Below are 25,661 nucleotides of genomic sequence, written 5' to 3' on the forward strand. Positions count from 1 at the left end.
AATCCTTAACCGGCTTTCATCGGAACGACACGCAACTGTTGTCTGTCTGTCATATTCGCCCCATACTCCCGACCGCGGAACTTAACTCCATTCGGTCAACGAAGTATCGGGAGAAGAAGATGAAGCTTCTGGGTATCGCAGCAGGTTTCGCCACTGCACTCACTCTGTATTCCTCGGCCAGTGCCCTTGCCGCCACCCAGATAAGCTGGTGGCACGCCATGACCGGCGCCAATGCCGAGGTCGTCGACAAGATCGCCAAGGACTTCAACGCCAGCCAGAGCGACTACGAGGTCGTCCCGGTGTTCAAGGGAACCTATCCCGAGGCGCTGAACGCCGGCATCGCCGCCTTCCGCGCCGGACAGGCGCCCGACATCATCCAGGTCTTCGACGTCGGCACCGGCGTCATGATGGCCGCGCAGGGTGCCATCCGCCCGGTGGCCGAGGTGCTTGAAGGCGCCGGGCTGAAGTTCGACAAGAGCCAGTATCTGCCGGGCATCGTCGCCTATTACTCCAAGCCCGACGGCACCATGCTGTCCTTCCCCTACAACTCCTCCTCGCCGATCCTCTACTACAACAAGGACATCTTCGAGAAAGCCGGGCTCGACGTGAACAACCCGCCCAAGACCTGGAACGAGGTTTTCGAAGCGGCGAAGAAGATCAAGACCAGCGGCGCGGCCGAATGCGGCTACACCTCGACCTGGCTGACCTGGATCCATCTGGAGAATTTCGCGGCCTGGAACAACGTGCCCTACGGCACCCAGGAGAACGGCCTGGCCGGCGGCGAGGTCGAGCTGAAGATCAACGCGCCGCTCTTCGTCAACCATTTCCAGGCGATCGCCGACCTCGCCAAGGACGGCACCTTCAAATATGGCGGCCGCACCTCGGAAGCCAAGCAGCTCTTCCTCGCCGGCGAATGCGGCATCATGACCGAATCCTCCGGCGGCCTCGGCGACATCGTCAAGGCGGGCATGAACTACGGCATCGGGCAACTGCCCTATGACAGCGACGGCAACGGCCCGCAGAACACCATTCCCGGCGGCGCCAGCCTGTGGGTGATGGCCGGCAAGTCTGACGAGCAGTACAAGGGCGTCGCCGCCTTCTTCAACTACCTGTCGCAGACCGACGTGCAGCAATATCTGCACGAGCAGTCCGGCTACCTGCCGGTGACGCTCGCCGCCTATGAGGCGACCAAGAACTCGGACTTCTACGAGAAGAATCCCGGCCGCGAGACGCCGATCCTGCAGATGATGGGCAAGGCTCCGACCGAGAACTCCAAGGGCGTGCGCCTCGCCAACCTGCCGCAGGTCCGCGACATCCAGAACGAGGAGTTCGAGAAGATGCTCGCCGGCCAGCAGACCGCCCAGCAGGCGCTCGACGCGGCCGTCCAGCGCGGCAACGCGGCCATCAAGGATGCGATGGGCAACTGAGCCCATCCGCCGATCCGGGCCGGCACATCCTTGCCGGCCCCTGCCTGTCCCCTAATTTCGGAAAAGACCCGGATTGGAGAGGGTTCAGGAATTCGCGCCCCGATGGGCACGGTGGCGAGCCCGCGGCGACGGACGGAAAACCGTACGGCGATTTCCCGTCCGCACGCGCGAAAAGAGGGACGCCGAGGCTGGAGGAGAGGCCATATCATGACGCCCCGCGTCGTATTCCCGAACCGGGTCCTGCCCTATCTGCTCGTTGCCCCGCAACTTGCCATCACGCTGGTGTTCTTCTACTGGCCGGCGGGCCAGGCGCTCTACCAGTCGATGCTGCGCGAAGACCCGTTCGGCCTCAACTCCCGCTTCGTCGGGTTCGCCAATTTCAGGAAGGTGCTGGCCGATCCCGCCTATGTGAACTCCCTGGAGGTCACCGCCGTCTTCTCCATCGCCACCGCCGCCGTTGCCATGAGCGTGGCGCTGCTGCTGGCGGTGATGGCCGACAAGGTGGTGCGCAGCCGGGGCCTCTACCGCACGCTGCTGATCTGGCCCTATGCGGTGGCGCCGGCCATCGCCGGCATGCTGTTCCTGTTCCTGTTCAACCCCTCGATCGGCACGCTGGCCGTGCTGCTGCGCAAGGCGGGCATCTCCTGGGACCCGCTGCTCAACTCCACCGACGCCATGGTGCTGGTGGTGACCGCCGCCGCCTGGAAGCAGATCAGCTACAACTTCCTGTTCTTCGTCGCCGGATTGCAGGCGATCCCCAAGACGCTGATCGAGGCGGCGGCCATCGACGGCGCCGGCGAGACCAAACGGTTCTGGACCATCGTCTTCCCGCTGCTGGCGCCGACCAGCTTCTTCCTGCTGGTCATCAACACCACCTACGCCTTCTTCGACACCTTCGGCATCATCCACGCCGTCACCGGCGGCGGGCCGGGCAAGGCCACGGAAACGCTGGTCTACAAGGTCTACAATGACGGCTTCGTCAACCTGATCCTCGGCGAATCCGCCGCCCAGTCGGTGATCCTGATGATCATCGTCATCGCGCTCACCGCCATCCAGTTCCGCTATGTCGAGAGGAAGGTGCATTATGGCTGACCTCAAAGCGCCGGCCAGCGGCCACGACAAGCTGATGATCGGCCAGTCGGCCACGGGCATCTATGTAGCCCACGCCATCCTGATCCTCGGCATCCTCATCGTCGCCTTCCCGATCTACTACACCTTCGTCGCCTCCACCCACACCTTGCAGACCATATTGCGCCCGCCGCTGCCGCTGCTGCCGGGCCCGGAATTCTGGAACAACTACTCGCAGGCGCTGTCGGGCGGGGTGAACCGGATCGGCGGGGTCGGCGTCGATACGCTGCTGGTCAACACCACGGTGATGGCGCTCGGCATCGCCATCGGCAAGATCGTCATCTCGATCCTGTCGGCCTATGCCATCGTGTTCTTCCGCTTTCCGCTCAGGATGACCTTCTTCTGGATCATTTTCATCACCCTGATGCTCCCGGTCGAGGTGCGCATCCTGCCCACCTACAAGGTGATGGTCGACCTCGGCCTCATCGACACCTATGCCGGGCTGATCGTGCCGCTGATCGCCTCGGCGACGGCGACACTGCTGTTTAGGCAGTTCTTCATGACCATTCCGGGCGAACTGGTCGAAGCCGCCCGCGTCGACGGCGCCGGGCCGTGGCGCTTCTTCTTCGACATCCTGCTGCCGCTGTCGCGCACCAACATCGCGGCGCTGTTCGTCATCCTCTTCATCTACGGTTGGACGCAATATCTGTGGCCGCTTCTGGTCACCAACAGCAACAGCATGAACACCATCGTCATCGCGCTGCGCAAGATGATCTCCTTCGCCGACGCCGACACCCAATGGCACCTCGTCATGGTGACGGCGATGCTGGCCATCGTGCCGCCCATCCTCGTGGTGGTGGCGATGCAGCGCTGGTTCGTCAAGGGTCTGGTCGAGTCGGAGAAATAGGAACAATGGCGACAGTCGATCTCAACGATGTGCGCAAGGTCTATGCCGGCGGCGTCGAGGCGGTAAAAGGCGTCTCGATCGCCATTCCCGACAAGGCGCTGTGCGTGCTGGTCGGCCCTTCGGGCTGCGGCAAGTCCACGCTGCTGCGCATGATCGCCGGGCTGGAGACCATCTCCTCGGGCACGATCTCCATCGACGGCAAGGTCGTCAATGAGATCGGCCCGACCGACCGCGACATCGCCATGGTGTTCCAGAACTACGCGCTCTATCCGCATATGAGCGTCTACGACAACATGGCCTACGGTCTGCGCAACCGCCGCACGCCGAAGCCCGAGATCGACAGCCGCGTGCGCGCCACCGCCAGGACCCTCGAACTGGAGCAGCTTCTCGACCGCAAGCCGCGTCAGCTTTCCGGCGGCCAGCGCCAGCGCGTCGCCATGGGCCGCGCCATCGTGCGCAATCCCAAGGTGTTCCTGTTCGACGAGCCGCTTTCCAATCTCGACGCCAAGCTGCGCGGCCAGATGCGGGTGGAAATCAAGAACCTGCAACGCAATCTCGGCGTCACCTCGGTCTACGTCACCCACGACCAGCTCGAGGCCATGACGTTGGCCGACATGCTGGTGGTGATGAATGCCGGCCTGATCGAGCAGATCGGCGCGCCGATGGACGTCTACGAAAAGCCGGCCTCGACCTTCGTCGCCGCCTTCATCGGGGCGCCGCCGATGAACCTGCTGGCGCTGGCGCGCGAGACGGACGGCACGGCCACGGTGATGGGCGGGGCGAGGATCGAAGGATCGATTCCGCAGCATGTGGCGATCGTCGCCCTGCGGCCCGAGGATGCGCTGGTCTCGACCCCGCAGTCGCCTCAGAAGGGCGCGCTCTCGCTGCCGGTGACGGTGGAGGCGGTCGAGCCTGTCGGAATGGAAAGCTTCCTGCACTGCGCCATCAACGGCGAGCGCATCGTGGTGCGGGTGCCGGGCCGCAGCATGGTCCAGCCCGGCGACACGCTGGAAATCGCAGCCGGCCTCGACCGGCTGCATTTCTTCGACAAGGACGGCAAGCGGGTCTGAAACCCGTCTGCCCCATCCCGTATCAGTTGGCGATGCGGCGGGCGAACTCGGCCAGCGCCTTCTGGTAGATCGTGGCGCGGTTCCAGTCGTTCCAGTGCCTGTAATTGACTTCGCCCGGACCGTATCCGCCACCCGGCTGCCAGCCATGGCCGCGCAGGAAGTTGGCGGTCGAGGCCAGCACGTCGGCGCGCGAGCGGATCAGGTCGCGGCGGCCGTCGCCGTCGAAGTCGACGGCATATTCCAGATATTTCGACGGCAGGAACTGGGTCTGGCCGAGTTCGCCGAAGCCGGCGCCCTTCATCTGGGCGGCCGAGATATAGCCCTTCTGGGCGATGATCAGCGCCGAATCCAGCTCGTTGGTGAAGAAGGCCGAGCGGCGGCAGTCATAGGCCAGCGTCGCCAGCGGGCCGAACACGCCCTTGTTGCCGGAATTGGCGCCGAAGCCCGTCTCCATGCCCCAGATGGCCAGAAGAACCTCCGGCTGCACGCCGTAGCGCTGCTCGATGCGGCGCAGCAGCGAAGCCTCGGACTTCATGTAGCCCTTGGCCTTCTTGACATAGGAGGCCGGCGCGCGGCGGTTCATGAAATCCTCAAGGCTGCCGCGGAACGCCTTGTGCTGGGCGCGATCGATCTTGATGACGCCGGTCTCGTATTTGATGCCCTGCAACGGCCGCGTGTCGATGCCCCTCGCCTTGGCGTCGGCCGCATAGGCATCCACCCACGCATTGAAGCCGCTGCCGTCGTTGCCGCACTTGCCGGCCGCCTGCGCCGCGCCGGCCGTTGTCAAGGCGGCAAGCGCCGCCGCCGCAAAAATCCTTCCCTTGGCAAGAAATGCCATATCGGTCTCCTGAGTGCCTGAATCACGTCCCCGCGCGAATTTGCCAGTCAAACGTGTAATTGTCATCGCCGTTCCGGCAAGCTGCGCCTGCAAGGCGGGCTCTGTGCAGGCGGAGTTCGCTCTAAATGTGGCAAAGCGGCCCGCCGGCAGGAACGCAGCCATTTACCCTATCCGCGATTGAATTGCATCGGCGATTCAACTTCCCGGCCGCATGCGCTACATGATTCCGACGGGCCAACCCGGCAGGACAGGCATGACCGCTTCTTCACGCGCTTTTGATCGATACCGCCGCTCGGCCGGAGAAAAAGCCACCCTGCCACGGCTTTTCGTCGGCCTTGCCGTGGTCGGCCTCGCCTGGGTGGCGACGACGCTGGCCGCCATCGGCGGCGGCGCCTATCTCTTCGCCTTGCGCCGCATCGATGCGGGCGAGCCCGCCAGCCCCGACCTGATGACCCACTTCATCGCCTCGCCGGGAGGCGTGGCGGCCATGCTGCTGTCCTTCTCGGGGATATGGATCGGCCTGTGGCTGGCGATGCGCTTCCTGCACCGCGAACCGCTCTCCGCCCTCTACGGCCCAGGCCGCCGCCTGTCGCGCAGCGGCTTCGCCAGGGGCTTCATCGCCGTCCTCGTCACCTCGATGCTTTCGGAAGTGCTGATCTACCTGCTGCGGCCGGAGCTTTCCCGCGGCGCCATCCCGGTCGAGACCTGGCTGCTGTTGCTGGCGCCGGTGGCGGTGCTTACCCTCATCCAGACCTCGGCCGAGGAAATGCTGTTCCGAGGCTACCTGATGCGCGGCCTAGCCGCCCGTTTCGCCAGCCCGCTGGTCTGGTTCGTGCTGCCGGTGGCCGTCTTCACCGTCCTGCACTGGGGCGCTTCGGCCAACCCGGCGGTGCATCTGGCCGGCCTCCTGTCGATCGGCGCCTTCGCGCTGGTGCTGGCGGCGACGGTATGGCTCACCGGCAATCTGGGCGCCGCCTTCGGGGCCCACCTTGCCAACAACCTGTTCGGCTTCGTGCTGATATCGCATCAGGAAACCTACGGCGTCTTCGCACTCTTTTTGGGCGCATCGCTGGAGGGCCCCGGCTGGACCCCGCTGCATGCCGTGCTGCTGACCCTGATCGGCATCGCCGGCAGCGCGCTCACCCTGGTCCTCCTGATCCATCCGCGCTCGCCATTGAAGCTGGAAGCCGATGCGTCGGCGGCGGCGGATACCGCCCGGTCTTGACTCCGGCCGGTTTTTCCTGTCTACAGCCCGCAATTCTGCGACAAGTCTTCTTTTCGCGAAGCTGACCGGGGCGCCGTGGCCGTCATGACCACAAGCCGATCCCGGAGGCCAACACCCGGCAGCGCGATGCGCCCCCGGGTGCTTTTCGGCTTTGGTTTCGCTTGGAGAAGGACCGGAGCGGCACTACCTCTCGTCCATCCACGGACGGCAGGGAAAAGGAAGAGACATGTTTGAATCGCTGCAGGAACGCCTTGGCTCGATCCTGAACGGCCTCACCGGCCGCGGCGCGCTGTCGGAGGCCGATGTCTCGGCCGCGCTGCGCGAGGTTCGCCGCGCCCTGCTGGAAGCAGACGTGGCGCTCGATGTCGTGCGCTCCTTCACCGACAAGGTGCGCGAGAAGGCGGTCGGCGCGGCGGTTCTCAAGTCGATCAAGCCCGGCCAGATGGTGGTCAAGATCGTCCATGACGAGCTGGTCGCCATGCTGGGCGAGGAGGGCGTGCCGATCGACCTCAACGCGCCCGCCCCGGTCGTCCTCATGATGGTCGGCCTGCAGGGCTCGGGCAAGACCACCACCACCGCCAAGATCGCGCGCCGCCTGACCGACCGGCAGGGCAAGAAGGTGCTGATGGCCTCGCTGGACACGCGCCGGCCGGCCGCGCAGGAGCAGTTGCGCCAGCTCGGCGAGCAGGTGAAGGTCGCCACGCTTCCCGTCATCGCCGGCCAGTCGCCGGTCGACATCGCGAAACGCTCGGTGCAGGCGGCCAGGCTCGGCGGGCATGACGTGGTCATCCTCGACACCGCCGGCCGCACCCACATCGACGAGCCGCTGATGGTCGAGATGGCCGAGATCAAGGCCGCCTCGAACCCGCACGAGATCCTGCTGGTCGCCGATTCGCTGACCGGCCAGGACGCGGTCAACCTCGCCCGCAATTTCGACGAGCGCGTCGGCATCACCGGCCTGGTGCTCACCCGCATGGACGGCGACGGGCGCGGCGGCGCCGCCCTTTCCATGCGCGCCGTCACCGGCAAGCCGATCAAGCTGATCGGCACCGGCGAGAAGATGGACGCGCTGGAGGAATTCTATCCCAAGCGCATCGCCGACCGCATCCTCGGCATGGGCGACATCGTCTCCCTGGTCGAGAAGGCCGCCGAGACCATCGACGCGGAAAAGGCCGCGGCGATGGCCAAGAAGATGCAGTCGGGCAAGTTCGACCTGAACGACCTCGCCGACCAGCTTGGCCAGATGCAGAAGATGGGCGGCATGGGCGGCATCATGGGCATGATGCCCGGCATGGGCAAGATGAAGGACCAGATGGCCGCCGCCGGCCTCGACGACAAAATGTTCAAGCGCCAGCTCGCCATCATCTCCTCGATGACCCGGGCCGAGCGCGCCAATCCGGACCTTTTGAAGCACAGCCGCAAGAAGCGCATCGCCGCCGGTTCCGGCACCGATGCGGCCGAAATCAACAAGCTGCTCAAGATGCACCGCGGCATGGCCGACATGATGAAAGCCATGGGCGGCAAGGGCAAGGGCGGCGGCATGATGCGCGGCCTCATGGGCGGCCTTGCCTCCAAGATGGGGATGGGCGGCCTCGGGGGCGGCATGCCCGACCTTTCCAAGATGGACCCGAAGCAGATCGAGGCGCTGAAGAAGCAGGCGGAGGCCGCCGGCCTCGGCAAGGGGCTTTCCGGGAGCCTTCCGGGCGGCATGCCCGGTGGTCTTCCGGGTCTGGGCGGCGGCCTGCCGGGCCTGCCCGGCGGCATGAAACTGCCAGGCCTCGGCGGCCTGCCGGCCAAGAAGAAGTGAGGGGACGATGAGCGAAGAGAAAAACCTCGACGAGGCCAAGCGCCTGCTCGCCGGCTACCGCGCCTCGATCGACAATATCGACGCGGCTCTCATCCATATGCTGGCCGAGCGCTTCCGCTGCACCCAGGCGGTGGGCGTCCTCAAGGCCACCCACGGCCTGCCGCCGGCCGATCCGGCGCGCGAATCCCAGCAGATCGAGCGCCTGCGGCGGCTGGCCAACGACGCCCATCTCGATCCCGACTTCGCGGAGAAGTTCCTGAACTTCGTCATCCGCGAGGTCATCCGCCACCATGAGCATATCGCCGCCAATGGCGGTGCCTCCCAACCCGGCTGACCATCGGCCGGAGCCACACAGACCCAATCACACCTACCCAGACATCAGAGCTTTAGGAGAAAGAAAATGGCACTGAAGATCCGACTGGCCCGCGCGGGCTCCAAGAAGCGTCCCTACTACCACATCGTCATCGCCGACGTGCGCAGCCCGCGCGATGGCCGTTTCATCGAGGCCGTGGGCGCCTGGAACCCGATGCTGCCCAAGGACGGCGAGCGCGTGACCATCGACGCCGACCGTGTCAAGCACTGGCTCGACAACGGCGCCCTGCCGACCGACCGCGTCGCCCGCTTCCTCGACCAGGCCGGCATCTCCAAGCGCGACGCCCGCTCGAACCCGACCAAGGGTCAGCCCGGCAAGAAGGCGCAGGAGCGCGCCGCCCTGCTCGCCAAGGCCCAGGAAGCGGCCGCCGCCGCTGCTGCGGCTGCCGCCGCCCCGGCCGAGGCCAACGCCGAGTAAGGCACCCAGCTTCGTTCACGAAAAAAGGCTGCGCCGGGCGATCCGGCGCAGCCTTTTTTGTCGTCCGGCATCATGCCGGGGGCTCATGCATTGCCGGATCAGTAGCCGTCGTAGTAGCGATCATTGTAGCGGCGGCTGTAGTAGCGATCATCATAGCGCCGCCCGTAATAGCGGTCATCGTAGCTCCGGCCATAATAGCGGTCGTCATAATTGCGCGGGCACTGCGCGACATAGACGCGGCCGTAGCGGTCGCGGTAGCGGCAGCGGTTCGGCTCGTTGGCGGATCCGATCAGCGCGCCGGCCACCGCGCCCACGGCACCACCCACCAGAGCGCCTTCGGCGCGATTTCCGGGCGAGGCGACAGCCGATCCGATGGCAGCGCCACCCAGACCGCCGATCGCCGCACCCTGTTCCGTCTGCGAGCATGCGGCCAGCGGCACGAGCAGACCCATAAGCACGATCAACTTCTTCATTGTCTCAACCTCTCGCGGACAATTGCTGTCCCTCACCACCGCAGATAACGAACAAAAACGGGATTCGATCCGGGGCGGCGGCGGAATCCATGGCAACCGGATCATGAATGGCGGCTGAACGCGATTTCCGGCATCCGGCAGGCCATGCGAAGGTTGACAGGGGCAAGGGTCCTCGTTTATGAGCCTGTCACAACTTCGGCGCGCTCTTGGGCGCGCTTTTCAGTTACGCCCGCAAAGGGCCAAATTGACGGGCAGTACCATGAAGATCAAGAACTCGCTCAAGGCGCTGAAGGCACGTCACCGTGACAACCGCCTCGTTCGCCGCAAGGGCCGCATCTACATCATCAACAAGACCGACCCGCGCTACAAGGCCCGCCAGGGCTGAGACCGGCGCCGGCCGGGCGCAGGGCTTCGGCTCTGGATTTCCGGTTGCGCAACTCACGCGAAATTCAGTTTGACCGGGCGCATGACGGGGTTAGATTCCCTTTCATGCGCTTTGTCGTTCTCATCGGCGCGACGTTGCTGTCGCTGGGCGCCGCATCCCTTGCGGCCGTTGCCGACGATGCTGCGCTTCCCAACGGCACCGTCTCCGGCGATACCGTCGAAAAGCCCGCTGAAAACCATGCGCAGAGGCTCGACCGGCTGTTTGCCGAACTGAAGCGCGAGGGCAACCCGCGGGCGGCCGAGCGCATCGCCCGCCGCATCCAGCGGGAATGGTCGCAATCCGGCAGCGCCTCGGTGGACCTGATGATGGAATGGGCGCAGAAGGCGGCCGCTTCGCAGAAATACGACGTGGCGCTCGACTTCCTCGACCAGGTGGTGACCTTGCAGCCGGATTTCGCCGAAGGCTGGAACCGACGCGCCACCCTGCACTACACGATGAAGAACTATGCCAAGTCGATGGCCGACATCGACCGCACGCTGAAGCTGGAACCGCGCCATTACGGCGCGATCTCGGGCCTTGCCCGCATCATGTCCGACACCGACCGCAAGGAAGCCGCCATCGACGCCTGGCAGCGCGTGCTCGACATCTATCCGGCCCTGCGCGCCGCGCAGGACCAGCTTTCGACGCTTTCCGAGGAAGTGGCCGGCCAGAGCATCTAGAGCGGCCCGCGCGGTCCCGCGCGGCAGCTATATGGAAAAACGGCAGCCCGGGTCATCCGGACTGCCGTTTTAAGGTCGGGTCCGTCGTCCTTACTTGCCGCCGCCATCCGCGCCGATGCTGGCGATGCGCAGCATGTTGGTGGCGCCCGACGTGCCGAGCGGCACGCCGGCGGTGATGATGATGCGATCCCCCACCGCGCCGAAATTCTCGTGCAGCGCGATGCGGCAGGCGCGGTCGACCATGTCGTCGAGGTCCTTTGCGTCCTCGGTCACCACACAATGCGTGCCCCAGGCCAGCGACAGGCGCCGGGCCGTTTCGAGGATCGGCGACAGCGCGATGATCGGCACCTTCGGCCGCTCGCGCGCGGCGCGCAGGCCGGTGGCGCCCGAGGCGGTGTAGCTGACGATGGCCGACAGTTCGAGCGTCTCGGCGATCTCGCGCGCCGCGAAGGAAATGGCGTCCGGCCCGGTCGCCTCCGGCGTCGAGCGCTGGGCGTTGATGATGGCCGGATAGGTCGGGTCCTTCTCGACCCGCTCGGCGATACGGTTCATGGTGGCGACGGCCTCGACCGGATAGGCACCGGCCGCCGATTCCGCCGACAGCATGATGGCGTCGGCGCCTTCGAACACGGCGGTCGCCACGTCGGACACCTCGGCGCGGGTCGGCACTGGGGAGGAGATCATCGATTCCAGCATCTGGGTGGCGACGACCACCGGCTTGCCGGCCCTGCGGGCGGCGCGGGTGATCTGCTTCTGGATGCCGGGCACGGCCTCGGGCGGCATCTCGACGCCGAGGTCGCCGCGCGCCACCATCAGCGCGTCGGTCAGTTCCATGATCTCGGAAAGCCGGGCCACCGCTTGCGGCTTCTCGATCTTGGACAGCAGCAGCGCCCGTCCCTTGGCGATCTGGCGCGCCTCGACCAGGTCCTCGGGGCGCTGGATGAAGGACAGCGCGATCCAGTCGACGCCGGCTTCCAGCGCGGCATTGAGGTCGGCGCGGTCCTTCTCGGTCAGCGCGCCGACCGGCAGGTCGGTGTCGGGCAGCGACACGCCCTTGCGGTCGGAAATGGAGGTGCCGGCCACCACCACGGATTCGATGGAGCGGCCGTCGCACTTGACCGCCTTCAATTCCAGCTTGCCGTCGTCGATCAGCAGGCGATGGCCGGGCTGTACGGATGCGAGGATTTCGGGATGCGGCAGGTGGACGCGCGTGACATCGCCCGGGGCGGGATCGGCGTCGAGGATGAAGGTCTGGCCGACGGCGAGCGTTTCCTTGCCGTCGGCGAAGCGGCCGACGCGCAGCTTCGGGCCCTGCAGGTCGGCCAGGATGCCGATGGGGCGCCCGACCTCGGCCTCGACGGCGCGGATGCGGCCGATCAGCGTGCGCATCAGCTCATGGTCGGCGTGGCTCATATTGATGCGGAAGACGTCCGCACCGGCTTCGAAGAGTTTCCTGAGCGTGGCCTGCTCGGAGGAGGCGGGCCCGATTGTGGCGAGTATCTTGACCTTGCGGCTGCGTCTCATTGACCGTTTTGACCGTTGGTTGTCGGGGACGAGGCCCCGTCCGTTGTAGGCTGCTCGGTCAACTGGACCATCCAGCTTGACTGCTCGCCGGTGTCGTATTCCTGAAAGCCGGCCCGCTGGAAGCCCCGTGCCACGCAGTCGGTGACGCCGGCGATCTTGAATTCCTTTTCCGCCACGCACATGTTGATCGGGCCGTCCCAACGGCCGCCGCGCTCCGCGTCTTCTGCATAGAGATAGTAAAACCTCGATGACAGCGGCCCCTCGATCAGCGTCTTGCAGCTCGACGCCTCGATGTGCCACCAGCCCTCGGTGATCCAGCCCGCCTTGGCGCGATAGCCGATGCCGACGCCGACCAGGCTCTGCGTGGCGTTGCAGACCCTGAAATCGGCATGGGCCGGTGCCGCCTGCGCCAGCAGGGCCAGCGGCACGGCGGCAAACGGCAATGCGGCCATCAGCGCGCGGCGCGCGCTGCCTGTGCCGGCACGGACCTTGTTCCTACCCCTCAGCATCGATCTCTTCATGTGCTTGGCCCCTTTTCGGCAAAGTCCGGGCGTATGTCAACGCGCCGCCGCCTCGAAATCCAATCGATTTAAAAGCGGAGCGCGCGGGTCGTTCGTCGCCCGGGGCGGAATTCTGGCAAAAACCTTGTCCAAACCACGGCATTGCAAGGATGCCCTCTTCGTGGGATGAAACCGCAGGGTTCCGCTTTCGCGAAATCGCGGAAACTCTATCTTCCAGTTTCCACGCAATGGCGAACGGAAAATCGGTTCCCACTTTTCCTGCTATTGCTCTATCACCCAGCCCGGAACGAAAAACGGACCTTTCCTTCCAGCCATGACCCGATCCACAGTTTTCGCCCCCTTCGACCTGGTTGAAGGCGACGTCAGGCGCGGCATCCTGCTGGTCGCAGACCATGCACGGCGTGACCTGCCGCAGGATTACGGCACGCTCGGCCTGCCGGCAGCCGAGTTCGAGCGCCACATCGCCTATGACATCGGCGTCGAGACGGTGACGCGCGAACTGGCCGCCCTGCTCGGCGTGCCGGCGGTGCTGGCCAATTTCTCGCGCCTGCTCATCGACCCCAATCGCGGCGAGGACGACCCGACCCTGATCCGCCAGCTTTATGACGGCACCATCATTTCGGGCAACTATCCGCTTTCCGAAGCCGAGCGGCAGCGCCGGCTCGACATGTTCTACCGGCCCTATCACGATGCCGTCTCGGCCGCGACCGCCGCCGTGGCCAAGGCTTCGGGGCGCGCGCCCTTCCTGTTTTCGGTGCATTCCTTCACTCCGTCCATGCAGGGCATCGCCCGGCCATGGCATGTCGGCGTCCTGTGGGACCGCGACGACCGCGTGGCCAGGCCGCTGATCGAGGCTCTGGCCGCCGACGGCGCGCTGGTGGTGGGCGACAACGAACCCTATGACGGTGCGCTGCGTGGCGACACCATGTTCCGCCACGCCATCGTCAACGGCTATCCGCATGCGCTGATCGAGATCCGGCAGGACCTTGTCGCCATGCCCGAGACGGCGCGTGGCTGGGCGCAGCGCCTCGCCCCCATCGTTGAAGCCATCGATCGCCGTCCCGATATACATGAGGTGCGCCGCTACGGCTCGCGCACCGGCCCGGTATAGATCGAGGAACCGACAGGCCGAGGTTCAAGGCAGGAGAGATTGCGATGACCGACATCAGCCAGGACAAGCAGCGCGATTTCGAGGCGGCCGCCTTCCGCCGCTTGCTCCAGCATCTGCGCGAGCGCACCGACGTGCAGAACATCGACCTGATGAATCTTGGCGGCTTCTGCCGCAACTGCCTAGCCAACTGGTATCGCGAGGCGGCCGAGGGCGACGGCGTGGCGCTGTCGAAGGACGAGGCGCGCGAGATCGTCTACGGCATGCCCTATGACGAGTGGCAGGCCCGCCATCAGCTCGAGGCCACCGACGCGCAGAAGGCCGCCTTCGAGCAGAACCGGCCGAAGGATCATTGATCCGCGCTGATACGGGTCAGCCGCGCCGGGCCGCCTCGATCGCCGCGACGTCGATCTTCTTCATCTCCATCATCGCGTCGAAGGCCCGTTTCGCTTCCGCCCCGCCGGCAGCCATCGCTTCGGTCAGGACGCGGGGCGTGATCTGCCAGGAGACGCCCCATTTGTCCTTGCACCAGCCGCAAACGCTCTCCGCGCCGCCATTGCCGACGATGGCGTTCCAGTAGCGGTCAGTCTCTTCCTGATCGTCGGTGGCGATCTGGAACGAGAAGGCTTCGCTCTGCTTGAACGTGGGCCCGCCATTGATGCCGATACAGGGGATGCCAAGGACGGTGAATTCGACCGTCAGCACATCGCCGGCCTTGCCGGACGGGAAGTCGCTGGGCGCGCGGCGAACGGCGGTGACCGCGCTGTCGGGAAAGGTCTCGGCATAGAAGCGGGCCGCAGCCTCGGCCTCCTTGTCGTACCACAGGCAGATTGTGTTTCTGGCAATTGCCATTGTTTTGTCCTTTCAGCCAGCTTTCAACGGTATATCAAGATCACGAAACGCGCTTGCGCCGACCGACGTTCCGCCAACTGTCCGATGAGCTGTCCAGGGATTGGACGCAGCGCATAAAACGATTTAGAAGGCTCGCGTCTTCAATCCTCAGGATTATCGACCATGGATGAGCAGAGCCGGAAAAGCATGGCCGTGCGCGGACGCTGGGCCGTGGCCGCCATGTTCTTCATCAACGGCTTCATCACCGGAAGCTGGGCGCCGCAGATCCCGGTGCTTCTGGTCCGGCTGGAGATCAGCAGGTTCACCCTCGGCCTGCTCATCCTGCTGTTCGGTGCGGGCGCGGTCGTCGCCATGTCATGGTGCGGATATCTGATTGCCCGGCATGGCTCACGCATCGTCTTGTCCCGCTTTGCCGTCGCGGCGAGCTTCGGCCTGCTTCTGGTGGCGCTGGCGCCCAACCTTATCCTGGCGGCGCTCACCATGATCGCCTTCGGCGGCCTCATCGGCGCCATGGACGTGGCGATGAACACCAACGCGGTGGTCGTCGAGCGCCGGCTGGCGCGCGCCATCATGTCCTCCTCCCACGGCTTCTGGAGCCTTGGCGGCTTCGTCGGCGGGGGGCTTGGAGGGCTGGGCATCCAGACATTCGGGCATCTGGCCCACTCCATAATCGTGACGGCCGTCGCCTTTGCCGGCGTGATGCTCGCCAACCGTCACCTGATCTCGGAAGGCCAGCCGGGGGGGACGGCACGGCCCCGCTTCTCATTGCCGCGCAATCCCCTGATCTACCTGATCGGCGTGATGGCGCTGTTTTCAATGACGCCGGAAGGCGCTGTGCTCGACTGGGCGGCCCTCTATCTTCAGCAGGAGCTTGGGGCCGATCTCGCGACGGCCAGCCTCGCCTTCGCCGCCTTTTCCGGCGTCATGGCCTGCATGCGCTTCGCCGGCGATGCGGTGCGCAACCGCTTCGGCGCGGTCACGACGCTGCGGATCAGCGCCTTTATCGCGGCAACCGGCATGCTGGGTGCAGGTCTCGCCGCCGCGCCGTGGATGGCGATCGCCTGCTTCGCCTTCTGCGGCATCGGCATCGCCAACATGGTGCCGATCGCCTTCTCGGCCGCGGGCAACCAGCACGGCATCTCCTCGGGCGTCGGCATGAGCGTGGTCACCACCATGGGCTACAGCGGCATTCTTGTGGCCCCCTCGGCCATCGGCTTCGTCGCCGAGCATGTCGGCTTCAGCCCGGTGTTCATCGGCCTGTCAGGGCTGCTGGTCATCGTGTTCCTGATGGCGGGGCGGGTCCGGCGCGCCGATTTCAGCGCCACCCCGCCGGCCGAGTGAAGCCCCACCGGAGGCGTGAGCGCGATACAAAGACAGGCCCGGCGTCAGATCCGCCCCATCAGCACCAGGATCAGCAGCACCACCAAGATGACGCCGACGATGCCGGAGGGGCCGTAGCCCCAATTGCGCGAATAGGGCCAGCTCGGCACCGCGCCGATCAGGATCAGCACCAGTATGATGATGAGAAGCGTCGTAAGGGGCATGGGTGGACCTCCCGCTTGATGGTTGTCTCAACCACAATGCGCAAGCCCGCCCCGGCGTTCCCGGCACCCGATTCCGGCGCCCATGAAAAAACCCGGGCGCAAGGCCCGGGTTTCAGGAAGAATGGCGGTTCGCCGCCCTCTCAGGCGGCCTTTTCCAGGCTATCCTGCCACTTGCCGAGCGCGGCCAGCGAGTTCATGCGGGCGCGGTGGGTGAAGGCGGCCTGCGCGGCGGCGACGTTGTCCGCCTTGCCGCTCCACGCCTTCTGCGGCGCGGCCTGCAGGGCGCGGCCATAGGAGAAGGTCAGCTTCCACGGATGCGGACCGATGGCGTTGATGGCGTTGAGGTTGGCGGTCGCCTCCTCGTCCGACTGGCCGCCCGACAGGAAGGCGATGCCCGGAACGGCGCAGGGCACCGTTTCGCGGAACAGCCTGATGGTCTTCTCGGCCACTTCCTCGGGCGAGTTCTTCGTGCCCGACTTCTTGCCGGCGATGACCATGTTCGGCTTGAGGATCGTGCCTTCCAGAACCACGTCGGCGGCATTCAGCTCGGCATAGAGCTGGAGCAGCGTGACCTTGGTGACCTCATAGCAGGTGTCGATGTCGTGGGCGCCGTCCATCAGCACTTCCGGCTCGACGATCGGCACGATGCCGGCTTCCTGGCACAGCGCCGCATAGCGGGCGAGCGCATGGCAGTTGGCGTCGATCGCGTAGCCCGAGGGAACGCCCTCCTCCTCGTTGATGTCGATCACCGCGCGCCACTTGGCGAAGCGGGCGCCGAGCTTGTGGTACTCGGCCAGCCTCTCGCGCAGGCCGTCGAGGCCCTCGGTGATGGTGTCGCCGGGGAAGCCGGCCAGCGGCTTGGCGCCGGCATCGACCTTGATGCCGGGAATGGCGCCGGCGGCCTTGATGATGTCGACCAGCGGCGTGCCGTCGGCGGCCTTCTGGCGGATGGTTTCGTCATAGAGGATGACGCCGGAAATATACTGGCTCATCGCCTCCTTGGCGCGGAACATCAGCTCGCGATAGTCGCGGCGGCTGTTTTCGGTGGATTCGACGCCGATGACGTCGAAGCGCTTCTTGATCGTGCCGGAACTTTCGTCCGCCGCAAGAATGCCCTTGCCGTCGGCCACCATGGCCGCCGCGATATCCTCAAGACGTTCGCTCATTGTGTCACTCCTCAAAAAGGTGCCGGCTGGAAAGCATGCCCGCCGCATAGCAGAACCCGCCCGGCAAAGAAATGCCGGCCGCGCTTCCTAATCGATTGAAAGGCCAAGGGTTCCGCCGCGGGCGGGGAAGCTGTGGGTATCAGCGCTTCAGAACCTCGACGCCGGGCAGCGGCTTGCCCTCCATCCATTCCAGGAAGGCGCCGCCGGCGGTCGAGACATAGGTGAAGTCGTCGGCGGCGCCGGCATGGTTGAGGGCGGCCACCGTGTCGCCGCCACCGGCCACCGAGATCAGCTTGCCCTCGCTTGTGCGCTCAGCCGCATGGCGCGCGGCCGCCACCGTGGCGCGGTCGAACGGCTCGATCTCGAACGCGCCGAGCGGGCCGTTCCAGACCAGCGTCGCCGCCCGGTCGATCCACTGGTTGATCGTCTCGACGCTCTTTTCGCCGGCATCGAGGATCATCGCGTCCTGCGGCACCGCATCGATGGCGACGGTCTCGTTGGCGGCGCCCGCCTTGAACTCGCGCGCCACCACGCCGTCGACCGGCAGGATGACCGCGCAGCCGGCTTCGGCCGCCGCGATCATGATCTGCCTGGCGGTCTGGGCCAGGTCGTGCTCGGCCAGCGACTTGCCAACCTCGGTGCCGCGCGCGGCGAGGAAGGTGTTGGCCATGCCGCCGCCGATGACCAGCGCGTCGACCTTGCGCACCAGGTTGCTCAGGAGGTCGATCTTGGTCGAGACCTTGGCCCCGCCGACGATGGCCACCACCGGCTTGGCCGGGCTGCCCAGCCCCTTTTCCAGCGCTTCCAGCTCGGCCTGCATGGTGCGTCCGGCATAGGCCGGCAACACATGGGCCAGCCCCTCGGTCGAGGCGTGCGCCCGGTGCGCGGCGGAAAAGGCGTCGTTGACGTAGATGTCGCCATTGGCGGCCAGCGCCTTGACGAAATCGGGATCGTTCTTCTCCTCGCCCTTGTGGAAGCGGGTGTTCTCCAGAAGCAGCACGTCGCCGTCCTGCATGGCGGCGACGGCGGCGGCAGCCTTTTCGCCCACGCAGTCGCCGGCGAAGCCGACGGCGCGGCCGAGCACCCCGGCGGTGGCCTTCGCCACCGGCTCCAGCGAGAACTCCGCCTTGGGCTCGCCCTTGGGACGGCCGAAATGGGCGAGCAGGATGACCTTCGCGCCCTTGTCCGCCAGTTCCGCGATGGTCGGCCCGACCCGCTCGATGCGGGTGGCGTCGGTGACCTTGCCCTCCGCCATCGGCACGTTGAGATCCACGCGCACCAGCACGCGCTTGCCGCGGATATCGCCAATGTCATCCAGCGTCTTGAAGCCGACCGTCATGTCAAATCCCCTTGATCCAGAAGGCCGCCCGGCGAGTGCAGGCGACGAAAATTGTCCAAGTCACGCTGCGCGAAGCAAAACGCCCGGCAAAGCCGGGCGTCTCGATCGGGCGGCGGCGATCAGCCGATGGTCTTGCCAAACGCGACGGCCGTGTCGGCCATGCGGTTGGAGAAGCCCCACTCGTTGTCGTACCACGACATGACGCGCACCAGATCGCCATCGATGACCTTGGTCTGGTCGAGCGCGAAGGTCGAGGAATGGGCATCATGGTTGAGGTCGATGGAGACCAGCGGGTCGCGCGTGTAGGCGAGGATGCCCTTGAGCGAGCCGTCGGCGGCCGCCACCAGCGCGGCGTTGACCTCCTCGACGGTGACCTTCTTCTTCGGCACGAACTTGAAGTCGATGACCGAGACGTTCGGCGTCGGCACGCGGATCGACACGCCGTCGAGCTTGCCCTTCAGCTCCGGCAGCACGAGGCCGACGGCCTTGGCCGCACCCGTCGAGGTCGGGATCATCGACACCGCCGCCGCACGGGCGCGGTAGAGGTCCTTGTGCATGGTGTCGAGCGTCGGCTGGTCGCCCGTATAGGCGTGCACCGTGGTCATGAAGCCCTTCTCGATGCCGAAGGCGTCGTTGAGCACCTTGGCCACCGGGGCCAGGCAGTTGGTGGTGCAGGAGGCGTTGGAGATGACGACATGGTCCTTCGACAGCTTGTCGTGGTTGACGCCGTAGACCACGGTCAGGTCGGCGCCGTCGGCCGGGGCCGACACGATGACGCGCTTGGCGCCGCCGGCGAGGTGGGCCGAGGCCTTCTCCTTGGAGGTGAAGATGCCGGTGCACTCCAGCACGATGTCGACGCCGAGCTCGCCCCAAGGCAGCTTGGACGGGTCGCGCTCGGCGAACACCTTGAAGGAATCGGAACCGACGGAGATGGTGTCGCCGTCGACCTTCACCTCGCTGGGGAAGCGGCCATGCACGGAATCGTAGCGCAGCAGATGCGCGTTGGTCTCGACCGGGCCGAGATCATTGATGGCGACCACGTCGATGTCCTTGCGGCCGCTTTCATAGATCGCGCGCACGATGTTGCGGCCGATGCGGCCAAATCCGTTGATGGCAACCTTCACAGTCATGTCCGTCTCCTGAAGCGGGAAAATCCCTGCCGTTCTTAAAAGAGGCGGGTGCTGGAATCCATCTCCCGCCATGCGCTTCAAACCGATTAGCCTGTCCCTGGCCTATCAATTCCAGGGGCCTGCCTCCCGGGCTCAGCCGTGCAGCCGGCGTTCGGCGGCCTTGGCCACGGCCTCGGCGGTGATGCCGAAATGGGCGTAGAGCTGCTCGATGGTGCCGCTGGCGCCGAAGCCGGTCATGCCGACGAAGATGCCGTCCGAGCCGATCACCGCGTCCCAGCCCTGGCGGATGCCGGCCTCGACCGCCACCTTGACCGCGGCCTTGCCGATGATCGCCTTGCGGTAGGCCTCGTCCTGCTGCTCGAAGATATCGAGGCAGGGCACCGAGACGACGCGGGTCGGATGGCCGTGGCCCTGGAGCAGGTCACGCGCCTTCAGCGCGATCTCGACCTCGGAGCCGGTGGCGAAGATGGTCACCGCGGCCTCGCCGCCCTCGGCGGCGGCCAGTTCGTAGGCGCCCTTGCGGCACAGGTTTTCTTCCACATAGGTGGTGCGCAGCGCCGGCAGGTTCTGGCGGGTCAGCGCCAGCGTCGACGGGGTCTTTTCCGTTTCCAGCGCGATCTGCCAGCACTCGGCCGCCTCGGTCGCATCGGCCGGGCGGAAGACGTTGTGGTTGGGGATGGCGCGCAGCGCCGCCACGTGCTCGACCGGCTGGTGGGTCGGACCGTCCTCGCCCAGCCCGATGGAATCATGGGTCATGACGAAGATGGAGCGGATGCCCATCAGCGAGGCCAGGCGCATGGCCGGGCGCGCATAGTCGGAGAAGGTGAGGAAGGTGCCGCCATAGGGGATGATGCCGCCATGCAGCGTCAGGCCGTTCATGGCCGCGGCCATGCCATGCTCGCGGATGCCGTAATGGACATAGCGCTCGCCGTAGTTGCCGGGCGTGATCGGCTTGGTCTGGCTGGTCTTGGTGTTGTTGGAGCCGGTGAGGTCCGCCGAGCCGCCGATGGTCTCCGGCACCACGCCGTTGATGACCTCCAGCGCCATTTCCGACGACTTGCGGGTGGCGACCTTCGGCTTGTCCTCCGCGAGCTTCTTCTTGTAGTCGGCGATGGCCGCGTCGAAGCCCTGCGGCAGCTTGCCGGACATGCGGCGCTCGAACTCGGCGCGCCTGGCGGCATCGGTCTTGGCCAGGCGGCCTTCCCATGCCTCGCGTGCCTCGGCGCCCCTGGCGCCGGCGGCGCGCCAGGCGTCGAGCACGTCAGCGGGCACGTCGAACGGCTCATAGGACCAGCCCAGCGCCTTGCGGGCGCCGGCGATTTCCTCGGCGCCGAGCGGCGAGCCGTGCACCTTGGAGGTGCCGGCCTTGGTCGGCGCGCCGAAGCCGATTGTGGTCTTGGCGGCGATCAGGGTCGGGCGGTCGGACTTGCGGGCCGCTTCCAGCGCGCCGGCGATGGCTTCCGGGTCCATGCCGTCGATCTTCAGCGTGTTCCAGCCCGAGGCCGCGAAACGGGCGGGCTGGTCGGTGGAGTCCGACAGCGAGACCGCGCCGTCGATGGAGATGTTGTTGTCGTCCCAGATGACGATCAGCTTGTTGAGCTTGAGGTGGCCCGCCAGCGAGAGCGCCTCCTGGCTGATGCCCTCCATCAGGCAGCCGTCGCCGGCCAGCACGTAGGTGTAGTGGTCGACCAGATCGTCGCCGAAGGCGGCATTCATGATGCGCTCGCCGAGGGCGAAGCCGACCGAATTGGCGATGCCCTGGCCGAGCGGCCCGGTGGTCGTCTCGATGCCGGCGGCATGGCCGTATTCGGGATGGCCGGCGGTGCGCGAGCCGAGCTGGCGGAAATTCTTGATCTCGTCGAGGGTGATGTCCTCGTAGCCGGTCAGGTAGAGCAGCGAATAGAGCAGCATCGAGCCGTGGCCGGCCGAAAGGATGAAGCGGTCGCGGTCGGCCCAGTGCGGGTTGCGGGCATCGAACTTCAGGAAGCGGGTGAACAGCACCGTGGCGATGTCGGCACAACCCATCGGGAGGCCCGGATGGCCGGAATTGGCCTTCTCGACCGCATCCATGGAAAGAAAGCGGATCGCATTCGCCATCCGGTCATGTTGTTCACGCGAGGGCATGGTTCCTCCAGGCAGGATCTGGGCTGGGAAAGGGAGTGCGCGACACATAGCAGGCGACGCCTTGAAGTCAACAAATCGGTGCGTTTTGATGTCTTTTCGGTGCAATCGGGACGGTCCGCCCCATCCTTAGCGGGGGACAGGGCGAGAGCTTTGTTGACGCATGGTTCACCCGGAGCCTAATGTTTCCTCGATAACGCGTTCTGAACGCGTACGATTCGGTGATGCGCACAAATGGGATGGCAGCCATGACCGGGGACACCACGCTCAAGGAGGTCATCGCCCGTCTGGGCAAGGCCATGGAAAACCTCGAGAACGCGGTGGCGGCCCGGCTCGAACATGAACGCGATTATGCCGAGGCCGAGGCCGAGGTGCAGCGCATGAACGCTGACCGCTCGCGGCTGGCGCAGGAGCTCGACAATTCGGAAGCCCGCGCCGAGCGGCTCGAAGAAGCCAACAAGGAAGTGTCGCGGCGTCTGGTGACCGCCATGGAAACCATCCGTGCGGTGCTGGACAGATAGTTCGGGAGTGTCGCAATGGCCCAGGTGACGGTTTCGATCGACGGCAAGCAGTACCGCATGGCCTGTGACGAGGGTCAGGAAGAGCACCTGATCGGCCTCGCCGAGCGCTTCGACCGCTATGTGCTCCACCTCAAGGAATCCTTCGGCGAGATCGGCGACCAGCGGCTAACGGTGATGGCCGGCATCATGGTCATGGACGAGCTGTCGGAACTGCAAAAGAACATCAAGGGCATGGAGAGCGAGATCCAGACCCTGCGCAAGACCCGCGACGACGCGCTGAGCAAGGCCGACAAGAACGATGCGGCCCTCACCGGCGCGCTGGGCGCGCTGACCGAGCGGATGGAAGCGCTCGCCGCCTCGCTGGCCTTCCGCAAGGAGTGAGGCGGGGCGGAGCGCCGTTCGCCTCTGGAATTCCATACTGTTAAAATCGGCCGGCCTGGAATACTATTCCGGAACGGCCCATATGCCGGTAACGCTTTCCTTCCGGGAGCGCGTCCGCACGGGCTAGACTATGTTCAGCCAATTTCCAGACAACAGGGCAGGGACACGCCATGAGCCTCCGTATCAACGACACGGCCCCCGATTTCACGGCCGAGACCACACAGGGCACCATCCATTTCCACGACTGGATCGGAGACGGCTATGCGGTGCTGTTCTCCCATCCCAAGGACTTCACGCCGGTCTGCACCACGGAGCTCGGTACCATGGCCGGGCTCGAGGGCGAGTTCCGCAAGCGCAATGCCAAGATCATCGGCATTTCGGTCGATCCGGTGGAGAGCCACAACCGCTGGAAGGACGACATCCGCGCCGTCACCGGCCATGCGGTCGACTATCCGCTGATCGGCGACCCCGAGCTGAAGGTCGCCAAGCTCTACGACATGCTGCCCGCCGAAGCCGGCGATAGCTGCGAAGGCCGCACGCCCGCCGACAACGCCACCGTGCGCTCGGTGTTCGTCATCGGGCCGGACAAGAAGATCAAGCTGGTCCTCACCTACCCGATGTCGACGGGCCGCAACTTCCAGGAAATCCTGCGCGCCATCGATTCCATCCAGCTCACCGCCAAGCACCAGGTGGCGACGCCGGCCGACTGGAAGCAGGGCGATGACGTCATCATCACCGCCGCCGTCTCCGACGAGGACGCCGTCAAGCGCTTCGGCTCCTACGAGACCATCCTGCCCTATATCCGCAAGACCAGGCAGCCGACGGCCTGACAAAGGTCAGGCAACTGCCCAAACGTCGCGGACCCATGCGGTTTCGCGACGTTTTTTTATCCGGGGCCATTCGTTCCGGACACGCGCAATGGCTATCGCGCCCGACAAGGACGAATTGCCGGAAGCGATCAACCCCGGCGCCACGCATGGCGAGGCGATCGGCAGCTTCGCGGGCAAGCCGCTTTATCACGCCAGCCTCAATGCCGATGAATGCCGGGCCCTGCTTGCCGGCAACGGGTTCACCGTTCTCAGGCATGGGAAGAACGCTCCTGCCTGCGGCGGCGCCACCGTCTGGCTGGCCAAGAGAGAAGCCTGACGATGCCCGCGTCCGGCATCAGCGGCGGCTCCCCGGCAGGAAGCGTTGCCTTGCCGTGAACCGTCGTCCATGACAGTTCGGAACAAGGCATCCGCAAAGGCAGCAGCATGACCTCATCCGGCTATCGGGTTCTGGCCCGCCACCCTTCCGTCGAAGATTATATGCGCCTGCGCGCCGCCGGGGGCCTCAGCGCCTTTTCGCGGGATGCCGCCAGCATCGGACTGAAAGGCACCCGCTTTGCCGCACTGGTGATGCACGGCGACAAGGCCGTGGGCATGGGGCGGCTGATCGGCGATGGCGGCTGCTTTTTCCAGATCGTCGACATCGTTGTTGAGCCGGAGCATCAGGGCAAAGGCCTGGGCAAGGCCATCATGGCGGCGCTGATGGAATATGTCACGACCGCGCTTCCCTCCTCGGCCTATGTCAGCCTGATCGCGGATGTACCGGCCAACAAGCTCTACGAGCAGTTCGGCTTTCGGGAAACCGCGCCGAAATCCCTCGGCATGGCCTTCAAGGTGCCCTGAACCGGGCCGTCCGACGTAAAGCCACGGCCAAACGAAAACGGCGCCCCGTTCGGAGCGCCGTTTGTTATTGGGCTGACGGAGATTACGCCGCCGGCTGCGCCTCGATGGTGCGCAGCGCCTGCGCCTGGCGCTTGGCCTCGGCCTTCACCGCGTCCTGCACCTTCTCGAAGGCGCGCACCTCGATCTGGCGCACGCGCTCGCGGCTGATGTCGAACTCGCCGGACAGTTCCTCCAGCGTCAGCGGCTCCTCGGCAAGGCGGCGCGCCTCGAAGATGCGGCGTTCGCGATCGTTCAGCACGGACATGGCACCCGCCAGCATCTTGCGGCGGTTGTCCAGTTCGTCCTGCTCGATCAGCATCTGCTCCTGGCTGTCGCTGTCGTCGACCAGCCAGTCCTGCCATTCGCCGCTCTCGCCTTCGGTGGCGCGGATCGGCGCGTTGAGCGAGGCGTCGCCCGACAGGCGGCGGTTCATCGAAACCACCTCCTCCTCGGAGACGTTGAGGCGGGTGGCGATCTCGGCGATCTGCTCGGGCTTCAGGTCGCCGTCGTCCAGCGCCTGGATCTTGCCCTTCACCTTGCGCAGGTTGAAGAACAGGCGCTTCTGATTGGCGGTGGTGCCCATCTTCACCAGGCTCCACGAGCGCAGGATGTATTCCTGGATCGAGGCCTTGATCCACCACATGGCATAGGTGGCCAGCCGGAAGCCGCGCTCCGGCTCGAATTTCTTGACCGCCTGCATGAGGCCGACATTGCCTTCCGAGATCACCTCGCCGATCGGCAGGCCGTAGCCGCGATAGCCCATGGCGATCTTGGCCACGAGCCTCAGATGGCTGGTGACGAGCTTGTGGGCGGCGGCCGTGTCGCCATGCTCATGATAGCGCTTGGCGAGCATGTACTCTTCCTGCGGCTGGAGCATGGGAAAGCGGCGGATTTCTTCCAGGTAGCGGGTCAGGCCACCTTCGCCGGAAACGATGCTGGGTAGTGTCTGGGCCATAAAGCGCCCTCCTCTCTAGAGCGATGCCCCCGAAACGCGGCGGGCATGGAGTGCAGACGCCGGAAAAGCGCACGTCTGCAA

General features: G+C 65.7%; 28 protein-coding genes and 1 pseudogene. 18 read left to right on the plus strand and 11 right to left on the minus strand.

Going from position 1 to position 25,661, the window contains the following annotated elements; all coding sequences use genetic code 11:
* The first annotated feature begins 119 nt into the window (after positions 1-119).
* The 4 genes from ugpB to ACVCNR_RS09110 all read left to right on the plus strand — a co-directional run bounded on the left by ugpB (position 120) and on the right by ACVCNR_RS09110 (position 4,472).
* Positions 120-1,427: a sn-glycerol-3-phosphate ABC transporter substrate-binding protein UgpB gene (gene ugpB / locus ACVCNR_RS09095; RefSeq protein WP_354193480.1), complete on the plus strand. Its 1,308-nt coding sequence runs from the start codon at positions 120-122 to the stop codon at positions 1,425-1,427.
* A 207-nt stretch (positions 1,428-1,634) separates the two neighbouring features.
* On the plus strand, positions 1,635-2,519 hold the full coding sequence (gene ugpA, locus ACVCNR_RS09100) for a sn-glycerol-3-phosphate ABC transporter permease UgpA (RefSeq protein ID WP_447074495.1): 885 nt from the start codon (positions 1,635-1,637) through the stop codon (positions 2,517-2,519).
* A 34-nt stretch (positions 2,520-2,553) separates the two neighbouring features.
* Positions 2,554-3,402: a sn-glycerol-3-phosphate ABC transporter permease UgpE gene (gene ugpE, locus ACVCNR_RS09105; protein WP_354193565.1), complete on the plus strand. Its 849-nt coding sequence runs from the start codon at positions 2,554-2,556 to the stop codon at positions 3,400-3,402.
* Between the two features lie 5 nt (positions 3,403-3,407).
* Positions 3,408-4,472, plus strand: coding sequence for a sn-glycerol-3-phosphate import ATP-binding protein UgpC (locus ACVCNR_RS09110; protein ID WP_447074496.1), 1,065 nt, complete (start codon positions 3,408-3,410; stop codon positions 4,470-4,472).
* Between the two features lie 22 nt (positions 4,473-4,494).
* Here the strand turns inward: ACVCNR_RS09110 and ACVCNR_RS09115 are convergent, their stop codons facing one another.
* Complete coding sequence (locus ACVCNR_RS09115) at positions 4,495-5,310, minus strand: lytic murein transglycosylase (protein ID WP_354193476.1); 816 nt, start codon at positions 5,308-5,310, stop codon at positions 4,495-4,497.
* A gap of 253 nt (positions 5,311-5,563) precedes the next feature.
* Here ACVCNR_RS09115 and ACVCNR_RS09120 point away from each other — a divergent pair, with 253 nt between their 5' ends.
* From ACVCNR_RS09120 to rpsP, 4 genes are all read left to right on the plus strand, one after another.
* Positions 5,564-6,535: a CPBP family intramembrane glutamic endopeptidase gene (locus ACVCNR_RS09120; protein ID WP_447074498.1), complete on the plus strand. Its 972-nt coding sequence runs from the start codon at positions 5,564-5,566 to the stop codon at positions 6,533-6,535.
* Positions 6,536-6,761: 226 nt separating this feature from the next.
* Positions 6,762-8,342 carry a signal recognition particle protein gene (ffh, locus tag ACVCNR_RS09125; RefSeq protein ID WP_447074499.1) on the plus strand — a complete coding sequence of 527 codons (1,581 nt, stop codon included), beginning with the start codon at positions 6,762-6,764 and terminating at the stop codon, positions 8,340-8,342.
* Between the two features lie 7 nt (positions 8,343-8,349).
* Positions 8,350-8,676: a chorismate mutase gene (locus tag ACVCNR_RS09130; protein ID WP_354193471.1), complete on the plus strand. Its 327-nt coding sequence runs from the start codon at positions 8,350-8,352 to the stop codon at positions 8,674-8,676.
* Between the two features lie 66 nt (positions 8,677-8,742).
* A complete protein-coding gene (gene rpsP, locus ACVCNR_RS09135; RefSeq protein WP_447074501.1) occupies positions 8,743-9,132 on the plus strand; it encodes a 30S ribosomal protein S16 in 390 nt (129 codons plus the stop codon).
* Positions 9,133-9,350: 218 nt separating this feature from the next.
* Here rpsP and ACVCNR_RS09140 read toward each other — a convergent pair.
* Positions 9,351-9,605 (minus strand): annotated as a pseudogene (locus ACVCNR_RS09140) (YMGG-like glycine zipper-containing protein); the annotation flags it as partial.
* A gap of 259 nt (positions 9,606-9,864) precedes the next feature.
* Here ACVCNR_RS09140 and ykgO point away from each other — a divergent pair.
* Entirely contained in the window at positions 9,865-9,990 is a 126-nt protein-coding gene (gene ykgO, locus ACVCNR_RS09145; protein WP_035022199.1) for a type B 50S ribosomal protein L36, read from the plus strand.
* A gap of 104 nt (positions 9,991-10,094) precedes the next feature.
* Positions 10,095-10,709 (plus strand): tetratricopeptide repeat protein, encoded by a 615-nt coding sequence (locus tag ACVCNR_RS09150; protein ID WP_447074503.1) that lies wholly within the window; start codon positions 10,095-10,097, stop codon positions 10,707-10,709.
* Between the two features lie 90 nt (positions 10,710-10,799).
* Here the strand turns inward: ACVCNR_RS09150 and pyk are convergent, their stop codons facing one another.
* Positions 10,800-12,233, minus strand: coding sequence for a pyruvate kinase (pyk, locus tag ACVCNR_RS09155; protein ID WP_447074504.1), 1,434 nt, complete (start codon positions 12,231-12,233; stop codon positions 10,800-10,802).
* Positions 12,230-12,685, minus strand: coding sequence for a DUF1036 domain-containing protein (locus ACVCNR_RS09160; RefSeq protein ID WP_447075668.1), 456 nt, complete (start codon positions 12,683-12,685; stop codon positions 12,230-12,232). Before ACVCNR_RS09160 ends, pyk begins: the two co-directional genes overlap by 4 nt.
* A gap of 382 nt (positions 12,686-13,067) precedes the next feature.
* On the opposite strand from ACVCNR_RS09160, the gene ACVCNR_RS09165 reads away from it, so the two are divergent.
* Positions 13,068-13,865 carry an N-formylglutamate amidohydrolase gene (locus ACVCNR_RS09165; RefSeq protein ID WP_354193464.1) on the plus strand — a complete coding sequence of 266 codons (798 nt, stop codon included), beginning with the start codon at positions 13,068-13,070 and terminating at the stop codon, positions 13,863-13,865.
* Positions 13,866-13,909: 44 nt separating this feature from the next.
* Positions 13,910-14,218 (plus strand): DUF1244 domain-containing protein, encoded by a 309-nt coding sequence (locus ACVCNR_RS09170; protein WP_447074505.1) that lies wholly within the window; start codon positions 13,910-13,912, stop codon positions 14,216-14,218.
* 16 nt (positions 14,219-14,234) lie between these two features.
* Here the strand turns inward: ACVCNR_RS09170 and ACVCNR_RS09175 are convergent, their stop codons facing one another.
* Entirely contained in the window at positions 14,235-14,708 is a 474-nt protein-coding gene (locus ACVCNR_RS09175) for a VOC family protein (protein WP_354193563.1), read from the minus strand.
* A gap of 168 nt (positions 14,709-14,876) precedes the next feature.
* Between ACVCNR_RS09175 and ACVCNR_RS09180 the strand changes: the two genes are divergently transcribed.
* Positions 14,877-16,055, plus strand: coding sequence for an MFS transporter (locus tag ACVCNR_RS09180; RefSeq protein WP_447074506.1), 1,179 nt, complete (start codon positions 14,877-14,879; stop codon positions 16,053-16,055).
* 44 nt (positions 16,056-16,099) lie between these two features.
* Here ACVCNR_RS09180 and ACVCNR_RS09185 read toward each other — a convergent pair whose 3' ends face one another.
* From ACVCNR_RS09185 to tkt, 5 genes are all read right to left on the minus strand, one after another.
* Entirely contained in the window at positions 16,100-16,258 is a 159-nt protein-coding gene (locus tag ACVCNR_RS09185) for a DUF3309 family protein (protein WP_354193460.1), read from the minus strand.
* A 140-nt stretch (positions 16,259-16,398) separates the two neighbouring features.
* Entirely contained in the window at positions 16,399-17,424 is a 1,026-nt protein-coding gene (locus ACVCNR_RS09190; RefSeq protein ID WP_447074507.1) for a class I fructose-bisphosphate aldolase, read from the minus strand.
* A gap of 139 nt (positions 17,425-17,563) precedes the next feature.
* Positions 17,564-18,763, minus strand: a complete 1,200-nt coding sequence (locus ACVCNR_RS09195) for a phosphoglycerate kinase (protein WP_447074508.1) — start codon at positions 18,761-18,763, stop codon at positions 17,564-17,566.
* Between the two features lie 119 nt (positions 18,764-18,882).
* Positions 18,883-19,893, minus strand: a complete 1,011-nt coding sequence (gene gap, locus ACVCNR_RS09200) for a type I glyceraldehyde-3-phosphate dehydrogenase (protein ID WP_447074510.1) — start codon at positions 19,891-19,893, stop codon at positions 18,883-18,885.
* 132 nt (positions 19,894-20,025) lie between these two features.
* Positions 20,026-22,017, minus strand: coding sequence for a transketolase (tkt, locus tag ACVCNR_RS09205; protein WP_447074511.1), 1,992 nt, complete (start codon positions 22,015-22,017; stop codon positions 20,026-20,028).
* Between the two features lie 245 nt (positions 22,018-22,262).
* On the opposite strand from tkt, the gene ACVCNR_RS09210 reads away from it, so the two are divergent.
* From ACVCNR_RS09210 to ACVCNR_RS09230, 5 genes are all read left to right on the plus strand, one after another.
* On the plus strand, positions 22,263-22,535 hold the full coding sequence (locus ACVCNR_RS09210) for a DUF4164 domain-containing protein (RefSeq protein WP_354193452.1): 273 nt from the start codon (positions 22,263-22,265) through the stop codon (positions 22,533-22,535).
* 15 nt (positions 22,536-22,550) lie between these two features.
* Positions 22,551-22,916: a cell division protein ZapA gene (locus tag ACVCNR_RS09215; RefSeq protein WP_447074512.1), complete on the plus strand. Its 366-nt coding sequence runs from the start codon at positions 22,551-22,553 to the stop codon at positions 22,914-22,916.
* A gap of 170 nt (positions 22,917-23,086) precedes the next feature.
* Complete coding sequence (locus ACVCNR_RS09220; protein WP_354193449.1) at positions 23,087-23,746, plus strand: peroxiredoxin; 660 nt, start codon at positions 23,087-23,089, stop codon at positions 23,744-23,746.
* 88 nt (positions 23,747-23,834) lie between these two features.
* Entirely contained in the window at positions 23,835-24,062 is a 228-nt protein-coding gene (locus ACVCNR_RS09225) for a hypothetical protein (protein WP_447074514.1), read from the plus strand.
* Positions 24,063-24,169: 107 nt separating this feature from the next.
* Positions 24,170-24,586, plus strand: a complete 417-nt coding sequence (locus tag ACVCNR_RS09230; protein ID WP_447074515.1) for a GNAT family N-acetyltransferase — start codon at positions 24,170-24,172, stop codon at positions 24,584-24,586.
* An 82-nt stretch (positions 24,587-24,668) separates the two neighbouring features.
* Here ACVCNR_RS09230 and rpoH read toward each other — a convergent pair whose 3' ends face one another.
* Positions 24,669-25,580 (minus strand): RNA polymerase sigma factor RpoH, encoded by a 912-nt coding sequence (gene rpoH / locus ACVCNR_RS09235; protein ID WP_354193445.1) that lies wholly within the window; start codon positions 25,578-25,580, stop codon positions 24,669-24,671.
* Positions 25,581-25,661 lie beyond the last annotated feature (81 nt).

The sequence above is a fragment of the Aquamicrobium terrae genome, from assembly GCF_052978165.1.